This is a genomic window from Vibrio sp. 1CM8B (assembly GCF_023161685.1).
In the GTDB taxonomy this organism is placed as follows: Bacteria; Pseudomonadota; Gammaproteobacteria; order Enterobacterales; family Vibrionaceae; genus Vibrio; species Vibrio coralliirubri.
Map to the genome: position 1 here is coordinate 233,177 of NZ_JALNTU010000006.1, position 13,292 is coordinate 246,468.

The 13,292-nt window shown below is 44.4% G+C and carries 13 protein-coding genes; 10 read left to right on the plus strand and 3 right to left on the minus strand.

Features of this window, described 5'->3' with window-relative positions:
• Positions 1-68: 68 nt before the first annotated feature.
• From leuB to MSG36_RS14575, 4 genes are all read left to right on the plus strand, one after another.
• A complete protein-coding gene (leuB, locus tag MSG36_RS14560) occupies positions 69-1,160 on the plus strand; it encodes a 3-isopropylmalate dehydrogenase (RefSeq protein ID WP_248368463.1) in 1,092 nt (363 codons plus the stop codon).
• A gap of 117 nt (positions 1,161-1,277) precedes the next feature.
• Positions 1,278-2,690, plus strand: a complete 1,413-nt coding sequence (gene leuC / locus MSG36_RS14565) for a 3-isopropylmalate dehydratase large subunit (RefSeq protein ID WP_248368466.1) — start codon at positions 1,278-1,280, stop codon at positions 2,688-2,690.
• A 14-nt stretch (positions 2,691-2,704) separates the two neighbouring features.
• The gene (gene leuD / locus MSG36_RS14570) at positions 2,705-3,307 is read left to right on the plus strand and encodes a 3-isopropylmalate dehydratase small subunit (RefSeq protein ID WP_017061388.1); all 603 of its coding nucleotides are present in this window, start codon (positions 2,705-2,707) and stop codon (positions 3,305-3,307) included.
• A gap of 156 nt (positions 3,308-3,463) precedes the next feature.
• On the plus strand, positions 3,464-4,246 hold the full coding sequence (locus MSG36_RS14575; RefSeq protein ID WP_248368468.1) for a DUF547 domain-containing protein: 783 nt from the start codon (positions 3,464-3,466) through the stop codon (positions 4,244-4,246).
• A gap of 100 nt (positions 4,247-4,346) precedes the next feature.
• Here the strand turns inward: MSG36_RS14575 and MSG36_RS14580 are convergent, their stop codons facing one another.
• Entirely contained in the window at positions 4,347-4,892 is a 546-nt protein-coding gene (locus MSG36_RS14580) for a DUF924 family protein (RefSeq protein WP_248368470.1), read from the minus strand.
• A gap of 57 nt (positions 4,893-4,949) precedes the next feature.
• Complete coding sequence (gene djlA, locus MSG36_RS14585) at positions 4,950-5,804, minus strand: co-chaperone DjlA (protein WP_248368472.1); 855 nt, start codon at positions 5,802-5,804, stop codon at positions 4,950-4,952.
• 149 nt (positions 5,805-5,953) lie between these two features.
• Here djlA and lptD point away from each other — a divergent pair, with 149 nt between their 5' ends.
• The 6 genes from lptD to MSG36_RS14615 all read left to right on the plus strand — a co-directional run bounded on the left by lptD (position 5,954) and on the right by MSG36_RS14615 (position 12,722).
• Positions 5,954-8,287 carry an LPS assembly protein LptD gene (gene lptD / locus MSG36_RS14590; RefSeq protein ID WP_248368474.1) on the plus strand — a complete coding sequence of 778 codons (2,334 nt, stop codon included), beginning with the start codon at positions 5,954-5,956 and terminating at the stop codon, positions 8,285-8,287.
• A 43-nt stretch (positions 8,288-8,330) separates the two neighbouring features.
• On the plus strand, positions 8,331-9,629 hold the full coding sequence (gene surA / locus MSG36_RS14595) for a peptidylprolyl isomerase SurA (RefSeq protein ID WP_048609649.1): 1,299 nt from the start codon (positions 8,331-8,333) through the stop codon (positions 9,627-9,629).
• Entirely contained in the window at positions 9,616-10,608 is a 993-nt protein-coding gene (gene pdxA, locus MSG36_RS14600; RefSeq protein ID WP_017062941.1) for a 4-hydroxythreonine-4-phosphate dehydrogenase PdxA, read from the plus strand. The genes surA and pdxA overlap by 14 nt, the downstream gene beginning before the upstream one ends.
• Positions 10,605-11,420 (plus strand): 16S rRNA (adenine(1518)-N(6)/adenine(1519)-N(6))-dimethyltransferase RsmA, encoded by an 816-nt coding sequence (rsmA, locus tag MSG36_RS14605; RefSeq protein WP_017062942.1) that lies wholly within the window; start codon positions 10,605-10,607, stop codon positions 11,418-11,420. Before pdxA ends, rsmA begins: the two co-directional genes overlap by 4 nt.
• An 88-nt stretch (positions 11,421-11,508) precedes the next feature.
• Positions 11,509-11,889 (plus strand): Co2+/Mg2+ efflux protein ApaG, encoded by a 381-nt coding sequence (gene apaG, locus MSG36_RS14610; protein WP_004735899.1) that lies wholly within the window; start codon positions 11,509-11,511, stop codon positions 11,887-11,889.
• A gap of 29 nt (positions 11,890-11,918) precedes the next feature.
• On the plus strand, positions 11,919-12,722 hold the full coding sequence (locus MSG36_RS14615) for a symmetrical bis(5'-nucleosyl)-tetraphosphatase (RefSeq protein WP_248368475.1): 804 nt from the start codon (positions 11,919-11,921) through the stop codon (positions 12,720-12,722).
• Between the two features lie 56 nt (positions 12,723-12,778).
• Here the strand turns inward: MSG36_RS14615 and folA are convergent, their stop codons facing one another.
• Positions 12,779-13,258 carry a type 3 dihydrofolate reductase gene (folA, locus tag MSG36_RS14620; protein WP_248368476.1) on the minus strand — a complete coding sequence of 160 codons (480 nt, stop codon included), beginning with the start codon at positions 13,256-13,258 and terminating at the stop codon, positions 12,779-12,781.
• Positions 13,259-13,292: the final 34 nt, after the last annotated feature.

The window sequence follows — 13,292 nt, forward strand, 5'->3', positions numbered from 1 at the left end:
GTTGTTGGCTTTAGGGACAAAATTTAAAACGAGCGAAAGAGCTCAGTAACAAGAATTAAAGGATTAACATGACTGATAAATCATACAAGATTGCCGTACTACCTGGTGATGGCATTGGCCCAGAAGTAATGCAGCAAGCACACAAAGTGCTAGACGCGATTGAAAAGAAGCACGCGATTAGCTTCTCTCGTGAAGAGTATGATGTTGGTGGTATCGCAATTGATAACCACGGCTGTCCACTTCCAGAAGCGACAGTAACAGGCTGTGAAGAATCTGACGCAGTACTATTTGGCTCGGTTGGCGGACCTAAATGGGAACACCTTCCACCAAACGATCAACCAGAGCGTGGTGCCCTACTTCCTCTCCGTAAACACTTCCAACTGTTCTGTAACCTACGTCCTGCACAAATCCATAAAGGTCTAGAGTCTTTCTCGCCTTTGCGTGCTGACATCTCAGGTAACGGCTTCGACATCGTTGTAGTTCGTGAACTAACTGGCGGCATCTACTTCGGCCAACCTAAAGGTCGTGAAGGCGAAGGCGCAACTGAGAAAGCTTTTGATACAGAAGTTTACCACCGTTACGAAATCGAACGTATTGCCAAGATTGCTTTTGAATCTGCTCGTCTACGTAACAAAAACGTTTACTCAATCGATAAAGCAAACGTTCTTCAGAGCTCTATCTTATGGCGTGAAGTGGTTGAAGAAATCTCGAAAGACTACCCAGATGTCACGCTAAACCACATGTACATCGACAACGCGACCATGCAGTTAATCAAAGATCCATCTCAGTTTGACGTAATGCTATGTTCAAACATATTCGGCGACATCATCTCTGATGAGTGCGCAATGATCACAGGCTCTATGGGTATGCTCCCTTCTGCAAGCTTGAACGAAAGCAACTTCGGTCTTTACGAACCAGCAGGTGGCAGCGCACCAGATATTGCAGGTAAGAACATTGCGAACCCAGTCGCGCAAATTCTTTCTGCTGCACTAATGCTTCGTTACAGCCTAGGCGAAGAAGCGGCAGCACAAGACATCGAAGCAGCGGTATCTAAAGCACTTTCTGCAGGCGAGCTAACGGCAGACCTTGCAGGTAAGAACCAAGCACTGACTACCTCTGAAATGGGTGACAAGATCGCTGAGTACATCTTAGCTTCATAAGCTAAATGCTCCGATTAGAAGCAAGTACATAAGAATAATATCAAGCCAAGTCAGCGTAAACCGCATGGCTTGGCTCGAAACAAACACTGGGACTGATGCTCCCAAGGAAGAAAAGCTATGTCGACAAACCAGCAAGCAAAAACCTTATACGAAAAAGTTTATGACGCTCACGTTGCGGTTGCAGCAAAGGGCGAAACGCCAATTCTTTATATCGATCGTCACTTAGTCCACGAGGTAACGTCCCCACAAGCCTTTGATGGTCTGCGTGAAAAAGGCCGTAAAGTTCGCCAAGTAGGCAAAACTTTTGCGACCATGGATCACAACGTATCGACACAAACTAAAGACATCAACGCTTCTGGTGAGATGGCTCGTATCCAAATGGAAACGCTATCGAAGAACTGTGAAGAGTTTGGTGTCACGCTTTACGACCTAAACCACAAATACCAAGGTATTGTGCACGTAATGGGTCCTGAGCTAGGTATTACGCTACCAGGCATGACCATCGTATGTGGTGACTCACACACGGCTACACACGGTGCATTTGGTTCTCTTGCATTCGGTATCGGTACTTCTGAAGTTGAGCACGTTCTAGCAACGCAAACGCTAAAACAAGCTCGTGCTAAAACGATGAAGATCGAAGTAAAAGGTAAGGTTGCTCCGGGAATCACTGCAAAAGACATCGTGCTAGCGATCATCGGCAAAACAACGGCTGCTGGCGGTACTGGCTATGTGGTTGAATTCTGTGGTGAGGCAATTACAGACCTTACGATGGAAGGTCGTATGACAGTATGTAACATGGCAATCGAGCTAGGTGCGAAAGCGGGTCTAATTGCCCCTGATGCAACGACATACGAGTACATCAAAGGCCGCAAGTTCTCTCCAGAGGGCGAAGACCTAGAAGCGGCAATTGAATACTGGGACACACTGAAAACCGATGCTGACGCTGAATTCGATGCCGTTATCACGCTAGAAGCTGCAGACATCAAACCACAAGTCACTTGGGGAACAAACCCAGGTCAGGTTATCTCGGTAGACACACCAATCCCAGCACCTGAAAGCTTCGCTGACCCTGTAGAAAAAGCGTCGGCTGAAAAAGCATTGGCTTACATGGGCCTTGAAGCAGGTAAATCTCTATCTGATTACAACGTCGATAAAGTGTTCGTGGGTTCTTGTACTAACTCTCGTATCGAAGACATGCGTGCAGCAGCAGCGGTAGCGAAAGGCCGTCAAGTAGCGAAACATGTGCAAGCGCTTATCGTTCCGGGTTCAGAGCAAGTTAAAGCACAAGCTGAAGCTGAAGGCCTAGATAAGATCTTCATCGAAGCAGGCTTTGAATGGCGCCTACCGGGTTGCTCAATGTGTCTTGCAATGAACAACGACCGTCTTGGTCCACAAGAGCGTTGTGCTTCAACATCAAACCGTAACTTTGAAGGTCGCCAAGGCCGTGATGGTCGTACGCACCTAGTTAGCCCAGCAATGGCTGCAGCAGCAGCGATCGCTGGTCACTTTGTCGATATTCGTGAACTTTAATTAGAGGATTTAACATGTCAGGTTTTCAACAACACACCGGATTAGTCGTTCCTCTAGATACGGCCAACATCGATACTGATGCGATCATTCCAAAGCAGTTCCTACAAAAAGTGAACCGCATTGGTTTTGGTAAACACTTGTTCCACGATTGGCGCTTCCTAGACGATGCTGGGCAACAGCCAAATCCTGAGTTTGTAATGAACGAGGCACGTTACCAAGGCGCTTCGATTCTACTGGCTCGTGAGAACTTCGGTTGTGGTTCATCTCGTGAACACGCACCTTGGGCGCTTGCCGATTATGGTATCCAAGTAATGATCGCACCAAGCTTTGCCGACATTTTCTACGGTAACTCGATCAACAACCAAATGGTGCCCGTTCGATTGACTGAGCAAGAAGTGGATGAGCTATTCCAATTCGTTGAAGCGAATGAAGGTGCAGAAATTACGGTTGATCTAGAAGCAATGAAAGTCAGCGCGAACGGCAAAGAGTACTCGTTTGAAATTGATGAGTTCCGTCGTCACTGCTTACTGAATGGTTTAGATAATATCGGCCTTACACTTCAACACGCCGATAAGATTTCAGAGTTTGAAGCTAAGATTCCTAGCTTCCTAAAATAATGAGACGTTTCTGAATAAATCTAAAGGTTGGCCAAGTGCCAACCTTTTTTATTTGTCTAAGCTTTTAACTTAACTTCATATGTTTATTTAAATGAAGAGCAATGAAAGAAAATGGTAAGCCATAAGGTCTTAGTAGTCAGTCATCAGGAGAATGCCATGAAACAACTACTTTTTATTGTCAGCCTACTTTTCTCAACCTTAGCTTGGTCTGCGCCTAAATCCGATCTTTGGCCATACTGGAACCAAAGCGACGAAACCAACCTAGAACAGGTATCTCATCAAGATTGGCAGCAACTCCTCGATAGCTACTTGGTTAAACAGGGGCAAAATACGTTAGTTCGCTATAAAGCGGTGAACACTGCCGATAAGACAAAACTTAAGCAATACATCAAGCAACTCGAACAGGTGAATCCGCTCAACTATTCAAAAGCGGAGCAGTATGCCTACTGGGTTAATCTATATAACGCCGTGACTGTCGATTTGATTCTTGATGCCTACCCGATCAAATCCATAACTAAACTTGGCGGACTATTTAGTTTCGGGCCGTGGGGAGATGATGTAGTAGTCGTTAACGGGAAATCACTGACACTCAATGACATTGAACACCGAATCCTCAGACCAATTTGGCAAGACCCTCGTACGCATTATGCAGTGAACTGTGCCAGCCTAGGTTGCCCTAACTTACAACCTGACGCTTTTACCTCTGACAATATTGAAGCCTTGCTAGAGCAAGCTGCAACTGAGTTTGTAAGCAGTGACAAAGGCGTACTGGAAACAAATAACAAGCTTCAACTATCATCGATTTACGAATGGTTTGCTGTGGATTTTGGTACAGAGAAACAACTTATTCAACACTTAGACCAGTATCGAATAAAGCCGGTGACTAACACTGAGAAAATCAGTTATGACTATGATTGGTCACTTAACCAAGCAAACTAGTTTTAGCGTTAAAGCTCATGAATGAAGCTAAACAAAAAAGAGGCTAGAGGTTTTTATTAACCGCTAGCCTCTTCTCAATTCTTTGACCGTATTTCTACGATTAAAAGCTTGAGCCCGGTTGCTGCAAGAATTCAATTTCTTCAGGAGTCGAAGCTCGCCCTAGCACTTCATTACGATGAGGGTAACGACCAAAACGCTCAATGATAACCTTGTGCTTAAACTCAAAATCCAAATTATGTTCTAGTCCCGTTTGAGAAAAGAGTTCCACGGCTTGTTCATGGACTAACAAAGATTCACTGTGCATATAAGGCATATACAGGAAGCTTTTCTGTTGCTCGTTAAGCTGGTGATCAAAACCACCCGCTACCGCCTCTTGGGCTAGAGCCAACGCCATCGGATCAGAAGAAAATGCTGTCGGGCTGTTTCTACCTATATTTCGAGAAAACTGATCAAGCACGATAATCTCAGCCAATCGCCCTTGCGCAGTTTGGCGCCACTCAAATAGCTCGCCTTGAGTGGCTGCTTTATGCAATTCAGAAAATCGAGACTCTATCAAAGTGTCAATCTCGGCGCCGCCAGTAAACCAATCTTTAGGCGTCAACTCATCGAACCAAAATTCTAGAACATCCTGATACGTTACCGTCATATAATTCCCTTTAATAAAAAACCGAGTAACTTTGTTATTACTCGGTTTAGTGTTCGATTACTTAAAACCTTTGACCTTCTTTATCAGGTCATAAGCATTTTGAATTTCTTGCGATTTCTCTTTCGCAACATTCATCATCTCCGGCGGTAAGCCCTTCGCCATCAGTTTATCTGGGTGATGCTCATTCATCAGCTTGCGGTAAGCTTTCTTCACCTCTTTACCGTCAGCACTTTCACTCACACCAAGAACCTTATATGCGTCGCCTAGCTGGTTCTGTTGTGAAGCTTGTTGCCAACCAGATGACTGACCTTGATGATGACCACCACCAAAGCTTCCGCCCTGTTGTTGGAAACGGAATGCCGCTTCTTGCATTTGCAAACGACGCTCGAGTTGCTCTGCAGAGAAGCCAAGGCCTTGAGCAATCTTATGCAAAACCTGACGCTCACTTGGGTGCAGGCTTCCATCTGCAAATGCGGCAGATACTTGCAGTTCTAAAAAGAACTGAAGAAGATCAAAACGACCACCCGATGAGATTTTCACTCGATCAAGTACGTCGCTCAGAGGGAAGTCGCTCTCTTTTCCATCTCGGAATGCATCTTGCGCCGCTTTGCGTTGTTCGCCATGCAAGTTCATACGCTCCATCATGGTAGAAGCGAGTTGAATCTCTTCTGGCGTTACCTGCCCTTTCGCTTTAGCAACGTGCCCCATAACCGCAAAAGCGGATTTAAAAAACTCGTTCTGTCTTTCTGCTTGGCTTGGACCTCGACCAAAACCAGAGCTATTGAAGCCTGATTGGTTCAATCGGCGAGCTTTATCGAATTGGTGTCCTAAAAACAGACCAAAAACTAAACCGAGTGGCCCTCCAAATAAAAAGCCAAAAAACGCGCCCAAAATTTTGCCAAATATTTGCATTATGTGTTCTCTATCTATGAATTTTATCTGAGTAATGCTGTCTGATGATGCTGAATGCTATTATTTCCTTTATCATAAGGAAAATGCTTTATTAATTGGATTGATACTAGATCAACCCTTCATCTAGTGACACAGGATAGTTCAACTTCATGCAATCTTTTTCCCGCACCTTGTTAGCCGCGTCTATAAGTACCGCGTTATACGTGTCGACAACTCAAGCTGAAACAATCACCGATAGTAGTGTGCAGGAAATGCCCTCTATAGATCAATGCTTGATCGAGCCCGCTGCAGAAAACGAGACACAGCTACCCGCTCACGTTGAGTCAGATCGCTTAGAAGCTATCAATGGTGACAAGGCAATATATTCAGGTGACGTAGTCGTTACGCAAGGGAACAAGACCATCCTTGCCGATAACGTAACCCTGCACCAACAAGAAAATATCGTTGTAGCTGAAGGCAACGTAAACTTTAGTGACGGTCAAATCAAATCTATCTCAGACAGAGCGACCAATAATCTGACTACAGATGAAATGACGCTTGAGAACACCGATTATGAATTCCTTTGCGAGCCCGGTCGCGGCGACGCTGTTTATATCGCAAAAACAGGTAAAGCGGTTTATGAGATTGAAGATGGCTCCATTACCTCTTGCCCTATCGGCGATAATGCTTGGCGTCTAAGAGCATCAAGTATTGACGTCGATCAAAATGAAGAACAAGCAACCTTCTATAACCCACGTTTTGAAATCCAGAGCGTACCTGTTTTCTACCTGCCTTATTTAACTGTTCCTATTGGCGATACTCGTAAAACTGGTTTCTTGTATCCAACAGTTTCATACGGTTCAAGCGATGGTTTTGAAGCTGAAATCCCTGTTTATTGGAACTTAGCGCCAAACTACGACTTGGAAACCACTTTTAAGTACATGCAGGAGCGTGGTACACAACTTAATAGTAAATTCCGTTACTTAAGCGATTTTGGCTCAGGTAGTATCGAGTCTGAATATTTGCCGGATGACAAAAAATACTCAGAAAAAGGCGACCGTTGGGGTGCTCAACTTCAGCATTCAGGGATATTCCAGCAATCGTGGTTGTTTGAAGTCGACTATTCAAAAGTCAGTGATATTGATTACTTTACCGATCTAAGTTCTGGTATTGGTAACCGTGAAGATGGCCAACTACTTCAGGAAGGCCGAGCGACATACCGCTCCCAAAACTGGGATGCATCGGTACTTGTTCGAGATTTCCAAGTTCTGACTACAAGCAATAACCTACCTTACCGCCTAATGCCACAGCTAGAGTACAATTATTATGCTCCTGAGGTGATGGAGTACTTAGACTTCGACATGATTAGCCATGTATCTCTGTTTGATACAGATGCTTCAGGTAAGCCTTCTGCGACTCGTGTTCACGTTGAGCCAGGGATCACGATCCCTGTCGGAAATACCTGGGGCACATGGACAACAGAAGCTCGACTACTTGGTACTTACTATCAACAAGACCTTGACGGCGTTGATACAGGTGCGGGTTCTGATTATGAAGGCTTAGAAGAATCGGTAAGCCGAGTTATTCCAGAGTTTAGAAGCCACGCAGGTATCGTCCTAGAACGCGACACCACTATTGTTGGCAACTATACTCAAACACTCGAACCGCAAGTCCAGTATCTTTACGTGCCAGAAGAAGATCAAAGCGATATTGGTCTTTATGATACTACGCTGTTACAAACCGATTACTACGGCCTATTTAGAAGCCGTAAATACAGTGGTGTAGACCGTATCGCATCTGCGAATCAAATTAGTTATGGTGCATCGTCTCGTTTCTTCGATGATGAGTATAAAGAGCGTTTGAATATTTCTTTTGGTCAGATTTTTTATATCGATAAAGATACAAAACAGACTTTAGACAACGACGACTCTGATAAGAAAACTAATTATTCGTCTTGGGCTATTGAAATGGATTTCAACTATGATGACTATCTGTTCTACCATGGTGGCGTGCAATACGACATCGATACCACTGCGATGCAACTTGCAAACAGCACATTAGAATATCGCTTCGCAGGCGGTTACATACAAACCAACTACCGCTATGTAACAGAAGAGTACATAAATGAAACTGTAGATTTTGACGTATCATCAATTACGAGGGATGGTATCTCACAAGCAGGTCTACTCGGAGCCTACCAAATTTCGCCAAAGTGGAATACCAGTGCTCAATATTTCTATGACTTAACCACACAAGAAGATCTAGAGTGGTTGGCTCGTTTAAACTACAAATCGGATTGTTGGTACATCGGCTTTACTTATAGTAACCGTTTAACAAACAACATTAGTAATCCAAATACTACGCCTGAATATGAAAATAACTTCAGCGTTAACTTCGGTATTGTAGGCTTTGGTACCAACATTGGTTCTGACTCAGGAGCCGTTGGGGATAGCAGCTCTGACAACTCTCTAAGCTATGGTCGCCCATTCTTCTTAAACAACTAATTTTCTTTATTGATAAAACATCAGTAAATTTAAAGGATTACACATGACATTGTGGAAACGCACATTAATTGCTATCGCAGCGACTTGTACTTTATCAACAAGCTTTGCAGCGCCGGTCGAGCTAGACAGCGTAAAAGTTATCGTTAACGAGGGCGTTATCTTGCAAAGCGACATCGATGCTTCGATGAAGACGCTGCGTGCAAACGCTAAGAAAAGCGGGCAAACATTGCCATCGCAAGATGTGCTCAATGAGCAAGTGCTCGAAAAACTGATCATTGATACTATTCAAACTCAAGAAGCGGAACGTATTGGTGTACGTATCGATGATGCTCGACTTGATCAAGCAATCGAAGGCATCGCGAAAGACAACAACCAAACAGTTGAACAACTCACAGCATCGGTTGCGGAAGAAGGCCTTAGCTACAATGCATTTCGAGAGCAAGTAAGAAAAGAGATTGCAGCAAGTGAAGCACGTAACGCCTTAGTTCGTCGTCGTATCAATATTCTACCTGCTGAAGTCGATAACCTAGCGGATATCTTAGCGCAAGAGACTAATGCGACCGTTCAATACAAAATTGGCCACATTCAACTGCGCTTTAATGATGACCAAACCAAAGAAGAGTTAGAAGCTCAAGCGACTGAACTAGTCGAGGAACTGAACTCAGGCAAAGATTTCAGCACCATGGCTTATACTTACTCTAAGGGTCCTAAAGCGCTGCAAGGTGGTGATTGGGGTTGGATGCGTAAAGAAGAGATGCCAACTATTTTTGCTGATCAAATCAAAATGCAAAATAAAGGCAGCATCATCGGTCCTTTCCGTAGCGGTGTAGGTTTCCACATTCTAAAAATTGAAGATGTGAAAGGCTTAGAAACCGTAGCAGTGACTGAAGTTAATGCTCGTCATATCCTGATTAAGCCAACCGTAATCTTGAGTGATGATGGCGCGAAGGAGCAACTTGAAGAGATCACGCGCCGCGTAAACGCAGGTGAAGCGAGCTTTGGTGACCTTGCACAGCAATACAGCCAAGATCCAGGTTCTGCAGTACAAGATGGTGAGCTAGGCTACCAAACACCAGATTTATATGTACCAGAGTTCAAACACCAAGTAGAAACGCTACCTGAAGGCAAAATCAGTGCGCCATTCAAAACCGTACACGGTTGGCACATTGTTGAAGTACTAGACCGTCGCGAAGTAGACCGCACCGATTCAGCTTTGAAAAACAAGGCTTACCAAATTCTATTTAACCGTAAATTTAACGAAGAAGCGGGTGCTTGGCTACAAGAAGTAAGAGCAAGTGCCTTTGTTGAAATGGTTGAGGACGACCAAGATGACAACAACTAAACGTATTGTCATAACCGCAGGTGAACCTGCTGGGATAGGTCCAGATTTAACTTTGGCTCTATCTCAAGAAAGCTGGCCTCATCAACTCGTGGTTTGTGCCGATAAAACACTGCTATCCGAGCGAGCCAAAATTCTTGGTATCGAAGTCGATCTGCTAGATTATGACGCAAACGCAGCTAAGCAACCTCAACGTGCTGGCACACTGGTAGTGAAACACGTTCCACTTGCTGAAACGGCAGTTGCAGGCCAACTCAACGAGGCTAATGGTCATTACGTATTAAATACTTTAGAAACCGCAGCAATTGGCTGTATGAATGATGAATTTGATGCTATTGTCACCGGCCCCGTTCACAAGGGTGTAATTAACCGAGCTGGCGTTGCTTTTAGTGGCCATACCGAGTTCTTTGCAGAGAAGTCCAACACACCACTGGTGGTGATGATGTTGGCAACTGAAGGGCTGCGTGTTGCGCTAGTAACAACGCACATCCCACTAGCTTATGTATCTCAAGCTGTGACCGAAGACAGATTAGAGCAAATTATTGCTATTCTGAATAAAGATTTGGTTGAGAAATTTGCGATTGAGAAACCAACTATCTACGTATGTGGCTTGAATCCACATGCTGGTGAAGATGGTTGTTTAGGGCGTGAAGAGATTGAAACCATCACCCCGACGCTAGAAAAAATTCGCCAAAAAGATGGCATCAATTTAGTTGGCCCATTGCCAGCAGATACCATCTTTAATGAAAAATATTTGCAAGATGCAGATGCTGTTTTAGGTATGTATCACGACCAAGTACTCCCAGTATTGAAATACAAAGGGTTTGGTCGCTCAGTGAACATCACGCTTGGCTTACCGTTTATTCGCACATCAGTCGACCACGGTACCGCCTTAGACTTGGCAGGGAAAGGCCAAGCCGATACAGGGAGCTTTAGAACAGCGCTCACGCACGCCATTGAATTAGTAGAGAAAAAGCAATGAGAAATGATGTCCACTTAGGGCACAAAGCGCGTAAACGTTTTGGTCAAAACTTCCTTAACGATCCATACATTATTGATGGCATCGTATCGAGTATTAACCCACTACCCGGTCAAAACTTGGTAGAGATCGGTCCTGGTCTAGGCGCAATTACTGAGCCTGTGGGTAAGCTTGTCGATAAATTTACCGTTATCGAATTGGATAGAGACCTTGCAGAGCGTCTTCGTAACCATCCAGATCTTGCGGACAAGCTAACGATTCGTGAAGGCGATGCGATGAAGTTCGACTTCCAAGAACTGGTTAAGCCAAACAATAAGCTACGCATCTTTGGCAACTTGCCATACAACATCTCTACACCATTGATGTTCCACCTTTTTGAATTCCATAAAGACGTGCAAGACATGCACTTTATGCTTCAAAAAGAAGTGGTTAACCGTCTAGCAGCTGGCCCTGGTAGCAAAGCTTACGGCCGCCTTACTGTAATGGCTCAATACTACTGTAAAGTGACGCCTGTGTTAGAAGTGCCACCAACGGCCTTCGTTCCGCCACCGAAAGTAGACTCAGCAGTCGTTCGCCTACAGCCATACGAAGTGCTGCCTTACCCGGCAAAAGATCTAAAATGGCTAGATCGCGTGTGTCGTGAAGGCTTTAACCAGCGTCGTAAAACAGTTCGTAACTGCTACAAGAGCTTAATCGATAAGGAAGTGCTTGAAGAGTTAGGTATCAACCCAAGCATGCGTCCTGAGAACTTAACGCTTGAGCAGTTTGTCGACATGGCAAACTGGTTGTACGACAGCCACAACGCTGACAAATAAATAAAAAAGGCTCCTACACTTCGGTTAGGAGCCTTTTTTATGTAATACTTTAATTACATTAAGTATATCAACAACAAAAGGTGCGAATATGGATATATCTACGCCTTGTATCAAATGCCAGGTTCACTCTAAGTACATAGAAGAACAATCTGAGCCAACGAAGAATCGTTATGTCTTCGCCTACATTATTACCATCAAAAACCTAAGTAAAACAACGGTGCAGCTTATGTCTCGCCGTTGGTTAATTACCGACTCTAACGGTAAACAACTCACCATTGAAGGTGATGGTGTGGTTGGGCAACAACCCGTAATCGAAGCCAACGACGAGTACACCTACACAAGTGGCACGGTCATCGAAACCCCTGTTGGTGTTATGCAAGGTCACTATGTGATGACCGATAATAAGGGCATTGATTTTATTACCGAAGTTGACCCATTCAGACTCGCAATCCCTAATATTCTTAATTAGCCGTACATCCGTATCTACAGGAAATTATTGTGTCGAATTATATTGTAGGAGACATCCAAGGGTGCTTCGACGAACTTCAATTACTGCTTGAAACTATCAGCTTTGATAAACACCAAGATACGTTATGGGTCGCCGGAGACCTAGTCGCTCGAGGCCCTAAATCATTGGAGACGCTACGCTTTATTCGTAGCCTTGGTGACGCAGCTAAGGTTGTATTAGGCAACCACGACTTACACCTTCTGGCGGTGTCTTTAGGGCTATTTCCATCGAAACCAAAAGATAAGACTCAAGCGATTCTTGATGCTGAAGATCGTGAACTGCTACTCGAATGGTTAAGACAACAGCCTTTGCTTCATGAACACCCAGAGTTCGTGATGTGCCATGCGGGTATCTCACCGCAGTGGAATATAGAAAGAGCACGTATTGAAAGTCGAGAGATCGAATCCTTGTTAAAGTCCGATAAATGGCAATGGCTAATAGAAAACATGTACAGCAACGCACCTGATTTATGGCATCTGGATTTACATGATATTGAGCGCTATCGCTATGCGATCAATAGCCTGACAAGAATGCGTTTCTGTTTTAAAGATGGCCGTCTCGACATGGCATGTAAGCTACCACCGAGTGAAATTACCGATGAACCATTAGTACCGTGGTTTGACCTTCCACAACGCATAAAGCTCGATAAAACCGTTGTCTTTGGACACTGGGCTGCACTTGAAGGCTATAACGGAAAAGACGTGATTGGACTTGATACTGGCTGCGTTTGGGGAGGAGACTTAACCGCACTTCGCTGGGAAGACAAACAGTTTTTTACTCAAAAAGCGTTATAGATATACGAAACACTTGCGCTACTCGTGCAGCAGCGCAAGTGTTTTTAAATTAGGACTTAACGCTCGAGAATCACAAACTCCATATTGTGTTTGTTTTTCTCGTCAGCTTGATAGCTCTCGTTAAAGCTCTGCTTCCAACCTTCACCCCAGTCTGGAAATTGTGTATCTCCATCGACATCAAAATCGATATAAGTCAGATACAACTTGTCTGCTTTAGGTAGGCAAGTTTCATAGATTGAACCACCACCGATAATCATCACTTCATCGACACCGTTGACCAGCTCTAGTGCTTTATCAATCGAAGTAACAGTCGTCACCCCTTCAATTTCCAAACTCGCATCACGGCTAATCACAACGTTTAATCGACCAGGTAAAGGGCGCCCGATCGAATCATAGGTTTTACGCCCCATGACTACAGGCTTACCCATAGTCGAGCGTTTAAACCATGCAAAATCCGCAGGCAAGTGCCAAGGCATCTGGTTGTCTTTACCTATTACACGGTTATTGGCCATTGCTGCAATCATACTGATGATCATAAATCGAAAGTCCTGTCCTTAACTGAGAGAGATT